Annotated in this window: 18 protein-coding genes; 8 read left to right on the top strand and 10 right to left on the bottom strand. The window is 45.4% G+C overall.

The features are described from left to right. Positions 1–156 precede the first annotated feature (156 nt). Positions 157–591: a c-type cytochrome gene (locus tag ACI0FR_RS04780; RefSeq protein WP_374829946.1), complete on the top strand. Its 435-nt coding sequence runs from the start codon at positions 157–159 to the stop codon at positions 589–591. A gap of 26 nt (positions 592–617) precedes the next feature. After that, the gene (locus ACI0FR_RS04785; RefSeq protein WP_374829948.1) at positions 618–1,556 is read left to right on the top strand and encodes a c-type cytochrome; all 939 of its coding nucleotides are present in this window, start codon (positions 618–620) and stop codon (positions 1,554–1,556) included. A gap of 6 nt (positions 1,557–1,562) precedes the next feature. Here the strand turns inward: ACI0FR_RS04785 and ACI0FR_RS04790 are convergent, their stop codons facing one another. From ACI0FR_RS04790 to msrB, 3 genes are all read right to left on the bottom strand, one after another. Then, positions 1,563–1,901, bottom strand: a complete 339-nt coding sequence (locus tag ACI0FR_RS04790; protein WP_404906392.1) for a metallophosphoesterase — start codon at positions 1,899–1,901, stop codon at positions 1,563–1,565. Positions 1,902–1,972: 71 nt separating this feature from the next. Then, entirely contained in the window at positions 1,973–4,093 is a 2,121-nt protein-coding gene (locus ACI0FR_RS04795; protein ID WP_404906390.1) for a S9 family peptidase, read from the bottom strand. Between the two features lie 47 nt (positions 4,094–4,140). Next, the gene (gene msrB, locus ACI0FR_RS04800) at positions 4,141–4,569 is read right to left on the bottom strand and encodes a peptide-methionine (R)-S-oxide reductase MsrB (protein ID WP_404906388.1); all 429 of its coding nucleotides are present in this window, start codon (positions 4,567–4,569) and stop codon (positions 4,141–4,143) included. 567 nt (positions 4,570–5,136) lie between these two features. On the opposite strand from msrB, the gene ACI0FR_RS04805 reads away from it, so the two are divergent. Beyond that, on the top strand, positions 5,137–5,565 hold the full coding sequence (locus ACI0FR_RS04805) for a Ros/MucR family transcriptional regulator (RefSeq protein ID WP_374829956.1): 429 nt from the start codon (positions 5,137–5,139) through the stop codon (positions 5,563–5,565). A 110-nt stretch (positions 5,566–5,675) separates the two neighbouring features. Here ACI0FR_RS04805 and ACI0FR_RS04810 read toward each other — a convergent pair whose 3' ends face one another. Next, entirely contained in the window at positions 5,676–5,987 is a 312-nt protein-coding gene (locus ACI0FR_RS04810) for a cytoplasmic protein (protein WP_374829958.1), read from the bottom strand. Between the two features lie 224 nt (positions 5,988–6,211). On the opposite strand from ACI0FR_RS04810, the gene ACI0FR_RS04815 reads away from it, so the two are divergent. Together ACI0FR_RS04815 and ACI0FR_RS04820 are read left to right on the top strand one after the other, a co-directional pair. Next, on the top strand, positions 6,212–6,661 hold the full coding sequence (locus ACI0FR_RS04815; RefSeq protein WP_374829960.1) for a helix-turn-helix domain-containing protein: 450 nt from the start codon (positions 6,212–6,214) through the stop codon (positions 6,659–6,661). After that, the gene (locus tag ACI0FR_RS04820; protein WP_374829962.1) at positions 6,661–7,443 is read left to right on the top strand and encodes a DUF6456 domain-containing protein; all 783 of its coding nucleotides are present in this window, start codon (positions 6,661–6,663) and stop codon (positions 7,441–7,443) included. The genes ACI0FR_RS04815 and ACI0FR_RS04820 overlap by 1 nt, the downstream gene beginning before the upstream one ends. Before the next feature lie 3 nt (positions 7,444–7,446). On the opposite strand, the gene ACI0FR_RS04825 is transcribed toward ACI0FR_RS04820, so the two are convergent. Together ACI0FR_RS04825 and ACI0FR_RS04830 are read right to left on the bottom strand one after the other, a co-directional pair. After that, positions 7,447–7,869, bottom strand: a complete 423-nt coding sequence (locus tag ACI0FR_RS04825) for a SufE family protein (RefSeq protein WP_374829964.1) — start codon at positions 7,867–7,869, stop codon at positions 7,447–7,449. Between the two features lie 116 nt (positions 7,870–7,985). Beyond that, positions 7,986–8,381: a DUF5330 domain-containing protein gene (locus ACI0FR_RS04830; RefSeq protein WP_404906387.1), complete on the bottom strand. Its 396-nt coding sequence runs from the start codon at positions 8,379–8,381 to the stop codon at positions 7,986–7,988. A 546-nt stretch (positions 8,382–8,927) separates the two neighbouring features. Between ACI0FR_RS04830 and ACI0FR_RS04835 the strand changes: the two genes are divergently transcribed. The 3 genes from ACI0FR_RS04835 to ACI0FR_RS04845 are packed head-to-tail and all read left to right on the top strand — an operon-like array spanning position 8,928 to position 11,554. Beyond that, complete coding sequence (locus tag ACI0FR_RS04835; protein WP_404906386.1) at positions 8,928–10,205, top strand: sensor histidine kinase; 1,278 nt, start codon at positions 8,928–8,930, stop codon at positions 10,203–10,205. Then, positions 10,147–11,172, top strand: coding sequence for a peptidoglycan-binding domain-containing protein (locus ACI0FR_RS04840; RefSeq protein WP_404906385.1), 1,026 nt, complete (start codon positions 10,147–10,149; stop codon positions 11,170–11,172). The genes ACI0FR_RS04835 and ACI0FR_RS04840 overlap by 59 nt, the downstream gene beginning before the upstream one ends. 13 nt (positions 11,173–11,185) lie before the next feature. Continuing rightward, positions 11,186–11,554: a DUF1491 family protein gene (locus ACI0FR_RS04845; protein ID WP_404906383.1), complete on the top strand. Its 369-nt coding sequence runs from the start codon at positions 11,186–11,188 to the stop codon at positions 11,552–11,554. A gap of 6 nt (positions 11,555–11,560) precedes the next feature. Here ACI0FR_RS04845 and ACI0FR_RS04850 read toward each other — a convergent pair whose 3' ends face one another. The 4 genes from ACI0FR_RS04850 to ACI0FR_RS04865 form a co-directional block, all read right to left on the bottom strand. Continuing rightward, positions 11,561–12,541, bottom strand: a complete 981-nt coding sequence (locus ACI0FR_RS04850) for a DUF2336 domain-containing protein (protein WP_404906381.1) — start codon at positions 12,539–12,541, stop codon at positions 11,561–11,563. Between the two features lie 123 nt (positions 12,542–12,664). Further along, positions 12,665–13,198, bottom strand: a complete 534-nt coding sequence (locus tag ACI0FR_RS04855; protein WP_374829976.1) for a DUF1254 domain-containing protein — start codon at positions 13,196–13,198, stop codon at positions 12,665–12,667. Then, positions 13,198–13,797, bottom strand: coding sequence for a DUF1214 domain-containing protein (locus ACI0FR_RS04860; RefSeq protein WP_404906380.1), 600 nt, complete (start codon positions 13,795–13,797; stop codon positions 13,198–13,200). The genes ACI0FR_RS04855 and ACI0FR_RS04860 overlap by 1 nt, the downstream gene beginning before the upstream one ends. Positions 13,798–13,809: 12 nt before the next feature. Beyond that, positions 13,810–15,957, bottom strand: coding sequence for a transglycosylase domain-containing protein (locus ACI0FR_RS04865; RefSeq protein WP_404906662.1), 2,148 nt, complete (start codon positions 15,955–15,957; stop codon positions 13,810–13,812). Positions 15,958–16,141: the final 184 nt, after the last annotated feature.

A 16,141-nucleotide genomic window follows, 5' to 3' on the forward strand; every position in this document is an offset into this window, starting at 1 on the left:
GTGCGACAATATTGTTCACTATTTATGCACAATTTTTTACCAATCGTCTTCAAAATTCGGACATAAGTCTCTTATAAAGAGAAATTGAACTGTCTTGTCTGATTTGGGTCAGATGTTTTTTGCATTGATTGCACATTATCTTTTTGGAGGTACTTCATGCGCAAGTTTTTAATGATCTCGACTGCATTGGCGCTGTTCAGCACGATTGCACAGGCTGATGTGATTGAAGATCGCAAAGCGATTATGAAAGATATCGGTAAGTCGGTTGGTGTGATGGGCGCAATGATGAAAGGCGAAGTGCCTTTTAATAATGCGTCTGCCATTGAAGCCTTGAAAAATATTCAGCTGTCTGCTGACAAATTTGATCCGGTTGCATTGTTCCCTGAAGGTACTGATAAGGGAGACACGGAGGCTGCGCCTGCAATCTGGCAGAATATGGAAGATTTCACAGCTCATGTGAACAAATTCCGTGAAGATGCAGCTCAATCGGCAGCTGCAGATCCGCAGGATTTGGATCAGTTGAAGCCGGTATTCCAGCAGGTTGCAGCCAACTGTAAGGCTTGCCACGAACTCTATCGCGTCAAGAAATAACAGTTTGGAACTAAGGGGCGGTTGAAATGCGTAAAATTATTTACACCGGTGTGCTTGGCGTTATTGCCGCTGCATCTGCTTTTTGGGTTTTGACTGCCCCAGAGACTGTTGATGCGAAAGTTATCGCATCCTTGAAAAAGCCTGATTTGGCAAATGGTGAATTGGTTTTTAACGCCGGTGGTTGCGTTTCTTGCCATGCCTCTCCAGGAGCCAAAGGTGATGATAAACTGGTTTTGACCGGCGGACATGAATTGGTCTCGCCCTTCGGCACCTTTGTGGCACCGAATATTTCGCCCTCTGAAAAAGGCATTGGAAACTGGACACAGCAACAGTTTTTTAATGCTATGATGAAGGGTGTCGGTCCCGATGGCACCCACTTATACCCATCATTTCCTTATACATCTTATGCAAAAATGCAGCCGCAAGATGTGGCTGATCTCTTTGCATTTATGAAAACACTGCCAAAAAGTGATTATGTGGCAGCTGATCATAAATTGAGTTTTCCGTTTAATATCCGCCGTGGTTTGGGTTTATGGAAACAACTTTATCTTTCTGACCAGCCAGTGATTGCCTTGGCTGATGATGCTTCTGATCAATTGAAGCGTGGCCGTTATTTGACTGAAAGCCTTGGTCATTGTGCAGAATGCCATACACCGCGCGGCATTATTGGTGGTTTGAAAACTGAGCAGTGGATGGCTGGCGCGGTTTCTGCTGAAATTGGTTCCAACGGGCAAGCTGGCATTGTGCCTAATATTACCGGCGGCAAGGGTGGCATCGGAAGTTGGAGTGCCGGCGATATTGCTTATTCGCTGGAAAGTGGTTTTACGCCTGATTTTGACTCGCTCGGTGGTTCAATGACAAGCGTCGTTGAGAATATGGCAAAATTGCCCGCCAGTGACCGTGAAGCAATTGCTGCTTACTTGAAGACAATACCCGCGCATGAAAATGGTTATCCGTCAAAATAAGATTGATTAACGGATAAAACAACGCGCGCTTCGTCCAAGGCTGGTGGCTAGATATTTGCTGTTCATCGTATAGAGCCAGCCTTGACACTCACTCATGGTTTGAAAGCAACGATACTGATTGACCATAACGTTTCTGTCGTCGGAAGGCGTGCGGTCAGCGTATCCATAGAATATGCCAACAATTGCCCCGCTGCCCTTTGGCGGTGTATTGCATCGTTTTCCAGCATATTCACTGACATCTTTGCGTACGGCCGACTGTGCTTCACTGATCTGGATAGGAGCCGCCGTCAAGCTTAGCAAGACTGTGGCGCCTATCAATGCATGAGCATGGTGTTTTATTCTCATGAATAATCTCCCTAAGAGCAGCTAACCGGCCAGATTATACTGACCGGTCATCATCTTGACTATTGAAAACGCTAATTGGCTGCCAATAGTTCCGTGTCCAGCTTGTCTGCGCATTTGAGTGCAAAAGCATAAGAATAAGCGACCTCTTCCAGTCTGGAGAAACGACCTGAGGCACCGGCATGGCCGGCGTCCATATTGGTGCGCAATAAAACCGGATTAGTGTCGGTCTTTACTTCCCGAAGACGTGCCACCCATTTAGCAGGTTCCCAATAGGTCACACGAGGGTCAGTCAGGCCTGCGACAGCCAGAATTGGCGGATAATTTTGGGCCGCAACATTGTCATATGGCGAATAAGCCGCAATGGTTTTATAGTCGGCTGTGCTCGCCAGTGGATTACCCCATTCCGGCCATTCTGGCGGGGTAAGCGGCAAAGTGTCATCCAGCATGGTATTGAGCACATCAACAAAAGGAACTTCGGCAATAATTGCACCAAAAGCGTCCGGCGCCATATTGGCAATGGCTCCCATCAACATGCCGCCTGCAGATCCGCCATGAGCAACCATTCTGTCTGCACTGGTGAATTTTTGCTTTGCCAGATAGCGCGCTGCATCGATGAAATCATAAAATGTATTGGTTTTGTGCGCACGTTTACCGTTTTCATACCACGCAAAGCCTTTGTCTTTACCTCCGCGAATATGTGCAATCGCATAAACGAAGCCACGATTGACCAGTGACAGACAATTGGTGTTGAAGCTTGCCGGAATGGTGATGCCGTAAGAACCATAACCGTAAAGCAGGCAAGGGGCGGTGCCATCAAGCGCTGTGTCTTTATGATAAACGATAGAAACTGGAACCAGCTCGCCATCACGCGCAGGCACCATTAAACGCTTGGTTACGTAGTTTTTTGGGTCGTGACCGGATGGTACTTCTTGTGTTTTTAAAAGCTTACGTTCACGCGTCACCATATTATATTCATATAATTGGCTGGGTGTCGTCATGGAAGAATAAGAAAAGCGGATAGTATCGGTGTCATATTCCGCACTGCCTTGCAAACCGAGAGAATAGGCTTCCTCGTCAAAGCTTATCGCATGTTGTTCGCCGGTTTTACGCTCATGAATCATGATGACAGGCAGACCATTATTACGTTCAAGCCAAACCAGATGATCCTTATATACACCATGCGCCAGAATGAGTGTGCCCGGCTTTTCCGGCACCAGATCTTTCCAGTTTTCGCGCTGCGGTGCATGAGTTGGCGCGGTCATTATTTTAAAATCTTTGGCACCGTCAATATTGGTCAGGATGTAAAAAACATCGCCACCCGAGGCCAGATCATATTCAATGCCGGTTTGGCGCTCAGCTACTAATTGTGGTTTTGCGTCAGGCTGATTGGTCGGGATCAACCAGCATTCGGACGTTTCATGATCATGAATGTCGATTGAGATAAAATCATTAAGTGGACTGGAGCTGACACTCATGAAGAAACCGGCATCCGTTTCTTCATAGATGAGGCGGTCTTCAGATTGTTCAGTGCCGTTGCGGTGATAATATAGTTTGGATGGACGATGGTTTTCGTCGAGACGAGCATAAAAGAAACCGTTTGTTTCTGCATCCCATGCACCGCTGCCATCAGTATCTAGAATGGTATCGCTAAAATCTGTTTTGTTGGCGAGATCACGTACTTTAAGTGTGTAAAATTCCGAACCCTTATCATCATAACCCCAAATCATCAGTTTATGATCAGGGGAGGCGTCGGTGGATGCTAAACGAAAATAAGCTTTGCCTGCGGCTTCTTTATCGCCATTCAGCAAAATATCTTTATCACCGCCTTCGCGTGGGGTGCGGAAAATATGAGGTTGTTCGCCGCCTTTTTCATAAAGACTGCCATAAGCATAAGGACCGTCTTTAACCGGTATGGATGAATCATCTTCTTTAATGCGGCCTTTCATCTCTGCAAAAAGTCTCTTTTGCAGGACTTGGGTGTCCTCCATCAAGACCTGCTGATATGCATTTTCTGCATTCAGATGTTCACGGATATCATTGGCGAGCTTGGACGGATCCTTGAACATTTCCTGCCAGTTATCCGCACGAAGCCATGCATAATCATCAATACGTATAATATCATGATGGATTGAGCTTTGTGGTTTTTTCTCAGTAACAGGAACGTCGATAAGCTTGAATTTTGGGGATGACATCTATTTCTCGGTATTTCGATGTGAAGAACAGGATGGAAGCGGCTTAATTACGAAGCTATATCTTCGACAAAGATCAGCGCATTGCCATTAATACAATGCCGCAATCCTGTAGGCTGCGGACCGTCAGGAAAACGATGGCCTAAATGGGCATCGCAATCCGCGCAACGGATTTCGGTGCGATGCATGCCATAGGAATGATCTTCAAACAATGCAATCACATCGTCATTGATAGGTTCAAAGAAACTTGGCCAGCCGGAGCCGGAATCATACTTGGCTTTGGAGCTATAGAGCGGTTGCTCACAGCAGACACAGAGATATTTGCCTTGCAGATGACTATTGAAATCAGGGCTTGAGAAGGCACGTTCTGTACCATGTTGGCGGGTGATCTGATATTGAATCTCAGTTAATTGCTCACGCCATTCTGCATCTGTTTTAATAACTTTAAGTGGACGTTTACGTGTTGTTTGATCGGACATGGGTTTTTCCTTTGAAGCAGTGATTTTATTTGTCAAAACCATAATAGCAATTTGTGGTGGCAATGTCCTTCATGGAGTTGAACTCACGTCATTGTGTTGCATATCTCAGGGCACTTAAAATTTTGATCATCCGGTTAAATATAGTTTTATGTGTGGCCTATGATAAAGACACTAATATACAATAGTTCCTCCACTTGACATGAAGTAGCCGTAATTATGGATATCTATTAGTGTGCTAATTTTTATGATTGTAATGTAGTTCATAATTAACTTACCACTTAAAACGGTGATAAGTTCCTGTTGGTAAAGCATTTTTCCTTCATAATAAAAATGTATGCTTAGTATATCCCAATTTATGGTGAGCTGAATTGCATTAATTGAAGGATTTATGCTGATTATTTTAGCATAATAGAGTAAAAATATTTGACTTTTTGCATGTAATTCGTCATATCCCCCTTGAATAAGCGGGATGCAGATATAACTAACAAGTTATCAGCTTGATTTCTTCGCCAAGTATCATATCGGCCCCCAGATATGTCTTGCACTAATATAATTAAAGGAACTCAGATGGACCATAACGACGAATATGATGCTAGCCGCGATCTGCTGTTAAGCTTAACAGCTGATATCGTTGCAGCTTATGTTGGCAATAATTCCATTCGTCCGAGCGATCTTCCGGCACTGATTACGGATGTTCATGCTGCATTCTCCCGTACTGAAGTGCGTGTTGAAGAAGTGCCGGTGGTTGAAAAACCGAAGCCAGCTGTGAATCCAAAGAAGTCAGTGCATGATGATTATATCATCTGCCTTGAAGATGGTAAAAAGTTCAAGTCGCTGAAGCGTCATTTGATGACCCACTTTAATCTGACCCCTGAACAATATCGTGAAAAGTGGGATTTGGAGCCAAACTATCCGATGGTTGCGCCAAATTACGCCAAAGCACGCTCCAACCTTGCTAAGAAAATGGGCCTTGGCCGCAAAGCAAAAGAAGCTTGATTTATTACTCAGCTTCTTTGATGCGCTAAGTCTTCATTGATCATTTTAAAACCATACTTTGGATGTTTTGCCAGAGTATGGTTTTTTATTTTTTTAACGAAATATAATTTCTATTGAAGAGAGATGGATGCTGTTCTTTCTTGCATGGTAATTCTTAACCGGTCGAGTGCTTGTTTGAGGGCGATATGGCGGTTGAGATCATAAGACCAATGTCCGGCATTGCCTTTCAATCTTTCCCGCTCGATGAGACGGCGTAGTTTTTTGGTGGCGCTTTTTTGTTCTGTCAATGGAGCAGACAAAATTTTCTCCATATCGATATTGGCTAGTATTTGTAAGGCTGCACGCTGTGTTGCGTGCATGGCTATGCGTTGTTTTTCGGCCTGAAAGATCGCGATACTTTGTTTAAGATTGATGCTTTGCATGTGATGATGATCCCGTTTTTTTGATAATTGACGTCTGAGTAGAATCTCAGGGGTTGGGATCATTGTCTTATATTTATGTCACTGTAGGATAATAATCCTTAATAAATGTGATTTTTTACATTATGCTGAGGATAATTTCAAAATTAACTGATTCCTATAAGAAAGTTATCCTCGTTTTTGCAAGATAGTGTATAAGAATATATTCCTATTTAGTGGAGGGGTATATGTCTTTTCAGTTTTCCGGCGTTATTCGTGTCGAGGCCGAGGTTTACGAGGCCTTGGAAATGATTGCCGCACGACAGATACGGCCGGTTCGGCTGGACAATTTAAAAAAACGGTCAGTACGGTTCAAGAAAAAAGCACTGGAAATTTGTGACGGCCTTATCGATTTGCTCAGTGACGCTTTCGGTGTTTCAGGAAGTGAATTACGTAATTCCGTGCGTGGAACTAAAGAAATTGCGCGAATTCGTCAAATTGGTATGTACGTCGCCCATACGATGTTCGGCATGACGATGACGACCGTTGCGGCGGGCTTTGGCCGTGATAGGTCAACGGTCATGTATGCGTGTCATCAAATTGAAAATATGCGTGATGATGCGGATTTCGATCAAATCCTACATAATTTTGAAAGAATAGTCGCTGTTGCTTTTTCTATTCATTGGAGGGCAAAATAATGAATGTTCAGCATAATGCAGAGCGTAATTTGGCGATGATAAGGGTACTGAAATTTCTTCATAAGAGTCCGGCCAAACCTGAGCAGGCGGCAGCGCGCGACATGATGCTCTTAAATTCTGAACATGGCACAATTTCTGTTACGCAAGATTGCTTGGTTACTTTGGCCAGAGAGGGGTATTTGCAGGCTGGTAAGGGAGAAATTCTAAGTTTGAGCCCGCAGGGCATTGATTATCTTGTTTATCAAAAGAACCGACATATTGCAGAGGTTCAGCTTTCTGATCAGGGCAGAGCAAAAAAGGTAAAGCTAAATTTGGCTGAATCGCCACTTGCTGTTCTTTACCGCATGAAAAATGCAGCAAAGCAAAGTTTTTTAACAGATGCAGAATTTAATGCAGGCGAACGTTTGCGCTCGGACTTTACCCGGGGTTTGATGATGCCGCGTGTGACTTCGCATTGGAATGCAGATGTGCAAACTCATAGCCGTGGTATCTGCCATGGCGGAGTGGAATTAAGCGATGCAGCCATGGCCGCACGTATAAGGGTCGAAAAAGCACTGGATGCAGTAGGGCCTGAATTAAGTGGTGCTTTAGTCGATATTTGCTGCTTTTTAAAAACCTTAGGTCAGGTCGAAACAGAAAGAAATTGGCCAGCACGTTCAGCCAAAATGATGATCAAAACGGGTCTGTCGATTTTGCACCGGCACTATCATCCGGTAGCTCAGCGTAGATCATCATCTGGTGTTTTACATTGGGGCGCTTATGATTATCGCCCGTCATTATAAGTATCAACTTAATGCTTTTTGTGCTTCGGCACGAATACGGCTGATCATTGAGCGCAGACCATTGGAGCGCTGTGGGGTGAGGTGTTCATCAAGCCCCAATGTTTTCAAAAGCTCTTCCGGATCGGTACGAATGATTTCGGAAGCGTGTTTGCCTTCATAAAACGCCAGCACCAATGCCACCAATCCGCGCACGATGTGTGCGTCGGAATCGCCTAAAAATACCAAAACAGGGTCATTGCCTTCGTATGGTAGTAATTTTAACCAGACCTGACTGACGCAGCCTTGCACTTTATATTCCGCACTTCTTGCATCATCAGGATAAGGGCTGAGATCTTTGCCTAAATCTATTACATAACGATAACGGTCTTCCCAATCATCCAGAAACTCGAAATCGGAAATAATGCTGTCGATTTTGCTGTCGGTCATAATCTTGGTCGTCTTGCTTTACAGTGCATCTTAATGCGTGAACCTTGATGAATGTCACTTGTATAACGCAGCCACAAGCTTACGTCACCCTAACAATATTATTTATTTGACGTTCATTATGGCCTGTAGCGCGGTAATGGCACTTGATGATCTGGTGCGGTTGGAGCTGAGTGCTCTGTATCTGTGTGTGGCGTTTTATCTTGTGTTGTCTCAGAGCCGAACTGATCACTTAAAAAATCAAGCAATTTGCTACTTCCATTCAGCAATCCCGATCCTGCTGCAGAAAGCATGTTTTTACCATCGATACAAAGTTGCGGATTACTGTAACAAAATCCGCCAACCTCTGCCGCAGTCTGACCGGCGGCAATCAGACCATCAATTTTTTCTTTGGGAGGCAGCACAATGGCAGCATCTTGGCGCTGGGTTTGATCCGTATCGGTATTGATGATTTTGGGCATGACAATAAAGGCCAGTGACAGCCAAAACACGGATTTGATGATGAACCGTATCATTTTCTTATCATGCCTTGTACAATTACCTTACTATAAGTCTTGAATGTGCTTTTATCATGCTGAGCATCAATGAGACGTTAAATTATGGATTTATGTTTTTTAATCAGAATGCAAATGTATCATTTTTGAGGCAAAACCAGCATTTATAATGATCAATTAATCAACGCTGAATGCGTAAACCTTACCAAGAATCGCGGTTTTTTTAATATTGATCCGCCGAGACTAAACTATCCATTTACCATAGTTGTAAAAGCTTGGGTTTTCATGGGCTCTAAATCCGCAAATAAGACTTCAAAGTGCTGATTTTTATCCTTTCATTAAAGGCTGACCTTCATGGTGCAAAGGAACGGCTGTCGTCAGTATTGTCTGATACCGCCCCACGACCATCATCATAGAGAGTAAGACCAATTGGTTTCAGTGCTTAAAAGTTTAATGAAGAAAGTGCAGGCAGCAATACAAAGCTGTTCGTCTCTTCATGACAATTTATATCAGCATTGGATCAAGTCGAGCAGACAGCACAAAACAAATGCGCCTGATCAAATAGCTTTGTTCGAAAAAGTATTCGGTGGTTTGGGTTTGCAACTCGATCTTGATGGTATGATCACGGATGTTTCGCAGCACTCATCTCATATTTTAGGTCTTGGCCGTGATGTGGTCATTGGTACTTCATTGCTGGATCGTATCCATGTGTCAGATCGTATTTATTATTTGCAGTTAATGGCTGATATCCGCCATCAACGTGATATTGGTAAAAATGCTTGTCATGTCCGCATTCGTCATGTGGTGACAGATGAGGATAATCAACAAAGCGTTGAGTATCGTTATTTCCGTATTTCTGGTGCCTTAATTGAATCAGACCACGGAAAGATGATCTATCTGGCGGCTGTTGATAGCAGTAAAGAAATGCAACAGGTCGACGATCTGGCAAATCTCAAAGTTGAATTAGCAGAGGTGGTCAGCTCTCGCCGTCATGCACTTGCCTCACTTAGCCATGAATTGCGCAATCCGCTAAACGCGATTATCGGCTTTTCGGATATATTGCTGCATGAAATGGGCTGCCGTTTTGAAAATGAAAAGCAACGTGATTATGCTTTATTGATTCAACGTTCAGGGCTTTATTCGTTGGATATCGTTAATACTATCCTGGATGCTTCCAAGATTGAGGCGGGTACTTATCAGATTATGCCGAAGGATTTCTCCATCCGCGACGCTGTTGATCTGTCGATGAATGTCCTTGCACCACAAGCCGAACAAAAACAGGTGATTTTGTGTGACCGCATTCGCAATTCAATCGGCAACATGATTGCAGATCAGCGTGCCGTGCAGCAGATTTTGATCAATCTGATGGGCAATGCAGTGAAATTTACCCCTAAGGGTGGCTGTGTGACATTGGATGGGTTTAAAGATATTAGCAATTGCGAGCAGATGGTTTTCACCATTTCTGATAATGGTGTAGGCATTGCAGAAGCTGATATCGAACGCCTTGGCCAACCTTTTACGCAGGTGGGAAACAGTGCTTTTTCTGGCGCCGAAGGAGCGGGCTTAGGACTTTCACTGGTGAAAACCTTAGTTGAAAAACACGAAGGACAATTTGAAATTTCAAGCCGTCTCGGTAAAGGCACAATTGTTACTATACGTTTGCCATTGGCGGGGCCGGTTAATGATCTGGGCTGGCAACAGCAGGAATTGAAAGCGCAGGCTGAAAAGGACAAAGAGGAAAGCGTGACGGTTTTGAATATCAACCGTCTACAGATTGGAAGGCACTATGTCAGGCAGGAAGAATCCGGTGAGAAGAAACAGTCGCAGGAACGAAAGATCGCATAGTCTTAGCGAACGTTTGGTCGGATTTTTATTCACCACGGTTTCGTCGGGAGCTTTGTTCGCCGGCAGATTTATGGTTCGCAATCCTGTTTTAACCGGTGGTGCCACCGCTTTTCTGGTTGTCATGGGATTTGTGTCGGCCAATGCATTGTGGTACCAGCCGCAATCGCATGACAATACGTTTTTTCGCACACGTCCGGAACTGGTTTTTGTACCCACCCCGAAGCCAAGTCTTTTGTCGTCTGCTGCCAATAATAATGACAAACAGGCTGCACCAACACCTGATGTGTCGCAAAGTTTAAAGCCAGCTGATGAAGTTCAGGATAAATCGAGCCAGATAGCTTCATTGGATAGTGTCGAGCTGACGGATGAATTGCCGGCTTTGGCACCCAATGCTGATTTGGAAATAGCAAAAATACAGCAAAAATTACGCTCGCTTGGCCTATATGATGGTACTGTCGATGGTTTGCCTGGTCCTAAAACGCGCCAAGCTGTCGAGCAATGGCAATTATTGCAGCAGAAGGCCGGTGTGAACACGCCCACGACATCAGAACTGGAAAAAGCACCAGCTTCGTCGACTATTGAAAATATCCTTCAGGTTGCAGTGCCGGAAGCACGGCCACGTCAGCAAAATACTGTGTCGATTGATAAAGTGGTTACGTCCAATGTTTCATTGAAGCAGGAAACACCCTCTGTAAAGATTGATGTGAAACCTGAAAAACCAGCACGTCCAGAAGCCGTTCAGGCATCATTGACCACTAATGCGCAGCCCGTTACATCGCAGGATATAGTGCGAGTTCAGGCAGGGCTAAAAGCCTTTGGAAATGACCTGATCATCGTAGATGGTGTGGCAGGAAAATCCACTCAAGATGCAATCCGTGAGTTTCAGAAACTCTTTGATATGCAGATTACCGGACAGGTGGATGCACAGTTGATCGGAAAAATGCGCGAAATTGGACTGATCAGCTGACAAGGTTTAGAGAATGCGGGTAACATCGGAATTTTGGGTTACAGCTCTTATAAAGCGTATTCGCTTGGATGGTGGCTTTGCCTATCTGGCGGAGCGCGGCTCCGGTGAAGCAGGAGCGATCTTTATTAAAAAGCGCGTACAGTCACAGAGCTTCCATGAAGAATTATGGACGCTTTATGCACCGGCACCGCAAAGCGCCTATGATGAACGCAAGCCGGAAGAGCGCGGCTTTATCTTGTCAATGGATCAGGTAGATAGTGAGACAATTGACAAGCGCCTTGCGAGTGAGAAAAAATTCGACAGCGACTTATGGGTTTTGGAGATCGAAGATATTGAGGATCTGACACCTTATATTTTAATCGTGCCTGATCTTTATCTCTGAGGCACCTTATATGGCTGTCTTTTTGAGGCCGCCATGCTCAATCATATTATCTTCCGCTTTCCAGCGCTCAATGATTTGCTGAGCTGTTTCCGGTTTGATCGAGCGATAAATATTTACAAAATCCCGCAAACTGTCACGATCACCATGAATGGTACCAAGCACGGCCGTCATGATCAGATAGCAATCCTGCGCACTTAGATTAAGCGCTTTAAGAGCGATTGGTAATTGTGAGCTGGGCCACTCACCAATAATGTGTTTTGCACGCTCCAGGCTGACGCCGAGGGCATCGGCCAGCGCGGTGCGGAAAAAATCGCAATTGATCAGCAATGCGCTGTCGATCAGGTGATTTTCCGGCACTTGATAAGCCGATTGAGGCGGTAAATTACGCTTAACGGAATGCTCTAAATCTACATTCGCATCCCGCATCATCATATTGAGCTGCTGATGAATTTGCATCAGCTTTTGCGAATTGGTTTTTTCCGCTTGCGGCTTGGCGATCTGTTCAGAATTATGCAGGCTCGGCAAATGGCCTTGACGTTCGAGAATTTGGTTGATCTCTGCATCGTCAAAGCTTTGCAATAGACCAATAAGCAACGCATCCTGATCATGACGGCGGGCAACAATGCGTGCATGCCCGATGCCGCGTGATTCAATCAAATGCAGAAGGTCGCTGGTTGACAATGCATCGGAGCGTAGCAAAAGGGGTGCAGAAATATTGGTTGGCTCATGTGCCAGTTTGAAAACGAGACTGTGCGGTGCGTCCTGCATATGCACCAATCGCATGGCCGCATCGCGTTTGCCCTTGGCCGTTGCATAATCAATCAACGGCATGGCGAGATCTTCCAGCTGCAACAATTCCTGTCGACCGGGGCGGGTGATCGATGCATAGCCTGAGATGGCAGCCGTCAGCAAATCATCTGCTTTGCTGTCAGCAGGGTTACGGCTGATTGAAAACCCTTCTAAGGCGCGATACTGATCACGGGTCACGCTTGCTACTCCGCTGCTACACTGAACTGAAACTGCTCATACAAAAGAACAGTCCGTTTCAATTTAACTAATAACACTTAGCAACTTATTAACCGTGTTGAAAAATAAATGTGCGGATACGCGCTAGAGAGGCGTGCAACTGGCACCGGCTAAAGTCTGCCTGCCAAGTTCTTGCCAGCTGGCATCTGGCACCAAGCCTCGCAGTGTAACAATACCCTCTAAAATATCTTGCTCGATCAATACGGAATGAGATTGTGCTTCTGCCAGACTGGTTTTTAACGCAGAGGCAAGTGATAAAGGCGAAATGATGAGATCAAGATCGCCATCAGCAGAAATTGTGTCATTGAAATTAAACAGATTGTCACCTTGCCGATTGTAAATGGAAACAGACCAGAAGGGCAGCAAACCTTCAGCATGTACATGGATGGCTTGATCTGCGAGTTCGAAACGGCATGCAGCTTCAATGAAATAAGGATCGGAGGAAGCAGTCAATCGCTGTAACTTTGACAAATCATGAAACTTATGAGGTTCACCAAGTTTACTGATCTGTGACCATGCATTTTGATCGGAATAAGTCGGAACCAGTAAAACGACCAGAATATGGATAATCGCAGCTCCGACAATACCAAGCAGCCCTGCGTATAGAAATCTGAGCATCAGCATTTGCTCTCGTTACGAAGTGCTGTAATGCGGGGCATGGTGATCTCGCTGAAGCTTGCAGAACTGGCAACTGGTGTATCATAAAGCGTCATCACCAGTGTAAACTGGCCGCTACCGCTGACACTTAGCCAATTATTGTCCTGTGCTTGCGGACTGATGGTGATTTCAAAATCTCCATTGCCAGTTTTTGCGACATTATTTGAAAGAAGAGATGTCGGCAGATATTCATTGTCTGACAAAAGTACTCCCTTGTCATCGGTCGCAAAAAGTGTCCAGAAGCGTGCATTGGGGCTGGTGCCGGACATTTTATAAGTGCAGCCACGCATTAAAGCTCTGCCGTCACTGCTTGAGCGGGCATAAAAAATCAAACCTTCCGCCGCTCCCAGTGAAAGATTGCCTAAGCGTGCGGAGCGCCCTTTTGCATAAGGATCAGCATGAGAGCTTCCGGCGAGCGGATAAGAAATCCATTCACCGGTAGCAAGCTCGCTGAAACCACCAAAATGATCCAATGCCCAGCGTGCTGACCATATCCCGCCGCCAAGCGCTATAGCGAGTGCAAACAGGATAGAAGAAAGATTACGTAAAATAAGCCTCATCAGGTGATCCCTTTATAAAAGGCTTAAATTTTTAGGCCCACTGGTATCAGGCAATGCTGGTGCATTGACAAAATCATTATGCAGTTTTTGCAAGAATTTGGTCATGTGCGGGGTCAGCAATGTCGGGCGTTGGATATCGCTGTCATCATGTGTAGCAATTTGTGTTTCCGGTGCATTTTTAGGCTTCGCGGGAAACGGATTTTTAATACCGAAAATTGGTTTGAGTTCCACATTTTGATGCGCATAATTCATCATCCGTTGCCATGTCATGGCCGGAAGAATACCGCCTGTCAGATTATTCATTGGGCTGAAATTATCATTGCCGAACCAAACAGCAGCCGTGAAATTGCCCGTATAGCCAACAAACCAGGCATCGCGATAGCTTTGGGTGGTGCCGGTTTTTCCAGCAACCCTGGTCATGGGCAGACTGGCGCGACGCGCCGTTCCCCATTCCGGCACTTGCACCAGCATGGAGTTCATATCAATCGCTGCTTTCTCAGAAAGTACCCGATGTGGTTTTTCACCGTCACGCTTCAAATCCCAAATGATGCGACCGTCGCTCGTGGTGATTTGCGTGAAACCGTGCTTGGTGCCTGCCATGCCGCCATTGGCAAAAACATTAAATCCCATGGCTTGTTCCATCACCGTCATGCCAGATGTGCCAAGAACCATGGTTTTATGTGATGAAACAGGTGATTGCACACCAATGGCTTTGACAAGCGCCACGATCGGGGCGGTAGTCAAATGGTCTTTGGCAATGCGAACCGGCACACTGTTGAGCGATTTAACCAGTGCGGTGGTGAGACTGACACGACCGGAAAAGCTTCGGCCATAATTGCGTGGTGCCCAATTGCCCCAGGCAATGGGCGCATCGGAAACAATGGTTTCCGGTGTCATGCCTTTTTCCATCGCCGCCGCATAGACATAGGGCTTGAAGGATGAGCCGGTCTGACGCGAGGCGGAAGTGGCGCGATTAAATTGGCTTTCACCATAGTCCCTGCCGCCAACTATGGCACGCACGCCGCCATCATGGTCAAGCACGACGGTTGCAGCTTCGGTTACTTTATATTCGGTGCCAAATGTTCGTAAATGAAACTCGATTGCTTCTTCGGCAGCCTTTTGAATGCCACGATCCAGTGTGGTGCGCACAATCAATGAATGCTGCGGCAAATTTTGTGTGACGCGCTTGACCTCGTCAAAAGCCCAGTCGAGGAAATAATCAGGACTGTCGCTTTTGGCGCGGTCAATGACACTCGCCGGATTACGCTTGGCAGCCATAATCTGGCCTTCGCTCATCATGCCGCTATCAATCATATTGGATAGCACAACACTGGCGCGCGCGCGTGCGGCTGGCAAATTGACATGAGGAGCAAACTTGGCTGGTGCTTTAAAAAGCCCTGCAAGCATAGCCGCTTCGGCAAGATTGACGTCTTTGATATTTTTTCCGAAGTAAAATTCTGATGCCGCCGCAATACCGAATGTGCCGCCGCCCATATAAGCGCGATCAAGATAAAGCTGCAAAATTTCTTTCTTGTTCAAATTGGCTTCGAGCCAAAGCGCCAGAAATGCTTCTTTGATTTTGCGCTCAATGGTGCGTTCATTGGTCAAAAACAAATTTTTGGCCAATTGCTGGGTGATTGTGGAGCCACCTTGCACAACGCCGTTTGCCTGCATGTTTTGACTGAAGGCGCGTGACAATCCCCATAGGTCAATGCCGAAATGCTCGAAGAAACGACGGTCTTCGGTGCCAAGAACGGCTTTCATCACATGGTCTGGTAATTCATCAATCGGCACAGCTTCACGATGTAAAATTCCACGCTGGCCGATTTCATTACCGTTGCGGTCAAGGAAAGTAACAGCGTAATTATCCTGTGCGCGCCAGTCTTTTTTGGTTTCTTCAAAGGCGGGCAGGGCAAGCGCCAGCATCAATACAGCGCCAACGGTGCCCCAAGTGGCGCATTCGCTTAAGAGTTCAATCAAGAAACGGCGAAAACCACGCACGCGAAAACGGCGGAAGAAAATAGTAATATTTTCCCAAAACTCGCTGAAAAAGAATCTTAAATTATAAAAGCTGCTATCAAGCCACGCATCGAATCCGATTAACCGCGATACACGAAATTTTCGGCGCGGTTTTGAGATGCTATTTTCCGGCTCGTTCATATTCTGCATAACAGTGCTTTTATTACTAAATCAATGCGTTTCTGGCTTTTATAGTTTATATAAAGGAGAGTATAACAAAGATTTTTTGAAAGCGTGTGTGTTTAAAATTGAATTGTCGATTAAGGTAACCAGAAACTTATCATGGATTTGAGAAAATAATCCGTGTTAGGAAAATAATCCTTGA

The organism is Paenochrobactrum sp. BZR 201-1 (assembly GCF_044987585.2).
Lineage (GTDB): Bacteria > Pseudomonadota > Alphaproteobacteria > Rhizobiales > Rhizobiaceae > Paenochrobactrum > Paenochrobactrum pullorum.

Excerpts from the sequence above, each read along its gene's own strand:
- ACI0FR_RS04780 (WP_374829946.1), top strand. The coding sequence starts at position 157 with ATGCGCAAGTTTTTAATGATCTCGACTGCATTGGCGCTGTTCAGCACG.
- ACI0FR_RS04785 (WP_374829948.1), top strand. The coding sequence starts at position 618 with ATGCGTAAAATTATTTACACCGGTGTGCTTGGCGTTATTGCCGCTGCA.
- ACI0FR_RS04790 (WP_404906392.1), bottom strand. The coding sequence starts at position 1,901 with ATGAGAATAAAACACCATGCTCATGCATTGATAGGCGCCACAGTCTTG.
- ACI0FR_RS04795 (WP_404906390.1), bottom strand. The coding sequence starts at position 4,093 with ATGTCATCCCCAAAATTCAAGCTTATCGACGTTCCTGTTACTGAGAAA.
- msrB (WP_404906388.1), bottom strand. The coding sequence starts at position 4,569 with ATGTCCGATCAAACAACACGTAAACGTCCACTTAAAGTTATTAAAACA.
- ACI0FR_RS04805 (WP_374829956.1), top strand. The coding sequence starts at position 5,137 with ATGGACCATAACGACGAATATGATGCTAGCCGCGATCTGCTGTTAAGC.
- ACI0FR_RS04810 (WP_374829958.1), bottom strand. The coding sequence starts at position 5,987 with ATGCAAAGCATCAATCTTAAACAAAGTATCGCGATCTTTCAGGCCGAA.
- ACI0FR_RS04815 (WP_374829960.1), top strand. The coding sequence starts at position 6,212 with ATGTCTTTTCAGTTTTCCGGCGTTATTCGTGTCGAGGCCGAGGTTTAC.
- ACI0FR_RS04820 (WP_374829962.1), top strand. The coding sequence starts at position 6,661 with ATGAATGTTCAGCATAATGCAGAGCGTAATTTGGCGATGATAAGGGTA.
- ACI0FR_RS04825 (WP_374829964.1), bottom strand. The coding sequence starts at position 7,869 with ATGACCGACAGCAAAATCGACAGCATTATTTCCGATTTCGAGTTTCTG.
- ACI0FR_RS04830 (WP_404906387.1), bottom strand. The coding sequence starts at position 8,381 with ATGATACGGTTCATCATCAAATCCGTGTTTTGGCTGTCACTGGCCTTT.
- ACI0FR_RS04840 (WP_404906385.1), top strand. The coding sequence starts at position 10,147 with ATGTCAGGCAGGAAGAATCCGGTGAGAAGAAACAGTCGCAGGAACGAA.
- ACI0FR_RS04845 (WP_404906383.1), top strand. The coding sequence starts at position 11,186 with ATGCGGGTAACATCGGAATTTTGGGTTACAGCTCTTATAAAGCGTATT.
- ACI0FR_RS04855 (WP_374829976.1), bottom strand. The coding sequence starts at position 13,198 with ATGCTCAGATTTCTATACGCAGGGCTGCTTGGTATTGTCGGAGCTGCG.
- ACI0FR_RS04860 (WP_404906380.1), bottom strand. The coding sequence starts at position 13,797 with ATGAGGCTTATTTTACGTAATCTTTCTTCTATCCTGTTTGCACTCGCT.
- ACI0FR_RS04865 (WP_404906662.1), bottom strand. The coding sequence starts at position 15,957 with ATGAACGAGCCGGAAAATAGCATCTCAAAACCGCGCCGAAAATTTCGT.